The organism is uncultured Streptococcus sp. (assembly GCF_938036805.1).
Lineage (GTDB): Bacteria > Bacillota > Bacilli > Lactobacillales > Streptococcaceae > Streptococcus.
The window spans coordinates 1-1,922 of the sequence record NZ_CALHWC010000186.1 but is presented as its reverse complement, the minus strand read 5'-3'; the positions used below and the strand labels follow the sequence as shown (position 1 = coordinate 1,922).

The window sequence follows — 1,922 nt, the reverse complement described above, 5'->3', positions numbered from 1 at the left end:
AGTGGACGAACACCCATGACTTGGTCATAACCAGCATCGCGCAGGAATTCCTTAGCCGCATCAGATACTGCCAGATCAATTTCTTTCTTGCTCAAGGTTTGATTTACTTCAATCAACATGAGATTCACAATTTCCATCAGGTCTTCTTTCTTGAGATGAGAGAACTCGATCACTGCATTGAAACGATTGAGGAACTCTGGGCGGAAATAAGCTTTGAGTCGGTCCATTAGATCAGGCTTTTCTGCATCCTCTTCTAGACCTGCTTCATAGCCAAAGCCTGCATTAGAAGTTGCAATGATAACCGTGTTCTTAAAGTTGACTGTGTTGCCTTGACCATCTGTCAAGCGACCGTCATCCAGAACTTGAAGGAGAAGGGTAATCACTTGTGGATCCGCCTTTTCAATCTCATCCAAGAGAATGATAGAGTAAGGATTGCGACGGACACGCTCGGTCAGAGTGTTGTTGTTATCATCATAGCCGACATAACCAGCAGTCGTACCAATCAGCTTGGAAACCGCAGTCCGGTCGGAGTATTCTGACATATCCAGACGGATAATAGCCTCTTTAGTACCGAACATATCCAGAGCCAGTTGCTTAGCCAACTCAGTCTTACCAACCCCTGTCGGACCGACGAAGAGGAAGCTGCCAATCGGACGGTTGCCTTCGTCAAAGCCCGCACGGTTACGGCGGATGGCTCTAGCCACAGCTTCTACAGCCTTGTCTTGGCCAATGACCTTGGCTTTGAGACGGTCATTCATGCCCTTGAGGCGTTCAATGTCGCTAGCACCCATTTGAGATACTGGCACTCCCGTCATCCGCTCAACAGACTCTGCTACATCGTTGACCGTAGCAGTCACCTTCATATCCTCGGTGTGGTTTTGAATTTTCTTTTCCAGCTCTTCGATGCGAGTCTTAGCATTCAAAGCTGCTTCATAATCTTCTTTTTCAACAGCTGCTTCCTGCTTGTCTTTTTGCTCAGCAATCTCATGCTCAACCGCATGGACATCGGTTACTGGATGCTGGGCCGCCAAGTGGGCAGCAGTCACGTCGATCAGGTCAATGGCCTTGTCTGGTAGGCTCCGTTGTGGAATATACTGAACAGAGTAGTCCACAGCCGCTTTCAGCACTTCATCCGGCAGGATGACATTGTGGTGCTTTTCATACAAGTCCCGAATACCCCGAAGGATCTGATAAGTATCCTCAGCAGACGGTGCATTGACCTTAACTTCATTGAAACGACGAGCTAAAGCTGCATTTTTAAGAATGGTATTACGGTACTCGTCCTGAGTAGTAGCCCCGATAACAGTCAGTTCACCACGCGAAAGCGCTGGTTTGAGAATATCCGCCAGTCCTTTAGAACCACTGTCTCCGCCAGTAGATCCTGCACCTAGGATTTGATGGATTTCATCAAAGAAGAGGATAACATTCCCGGCTTCCTTGACTTCATTGACCAAGTTTTGGATATTTTCTTCAAAGCTACCACGATATTGAGTACCAGCTTCCAAGCCAGAAATATCAACAGAAATAATTTCCTTGTTCTTGATGGCTGCTGGCACATCACCATTGACGATAGCCTGAGCCAATCCTTCTACGACAGCTGTCTTTCCGACACCTGCATCTCCGACCAGAACTGGATTATTCTTGGTCCGGCGGGAAAGGATTTCAGCAGTTTCTTGGATTTCTTTATTGCGCCCAATGACCGGATCCAGCTTGCCTTCACGCGCTTCTTGGGTCAGATTGCGACCTAGCTTAGCCAGAATGCCATCTTGCTTAGGCCCATGCGCTCCAGCATGCAAATCCTGTTCGCTGGCCATTTGACCAGGAAGCTTTCCAGTAGCTCGGTATTGAGCAAACTCTTCCGGTGTGACCTCTCTACCATTGATCAAGTAGCGTCGATGTTCGCTATTGTAGCCACCCATACG

General features: G+C 48.0%; 1 protein-coding gene. It reads right to left on the bottom strand.

Translation table 11 applies throughout. The features are described from left to right. Nucleotides 1-1,919 (bottom strand): AAA family ATPase (locus Q0191_RS07735; protein WP_297665330.1); only part of this gene is annotated, 1,919 nt, incomplete at its 3' end. Nucleotides 1,920-1,922: the final 3 nt, after the last annotated feature.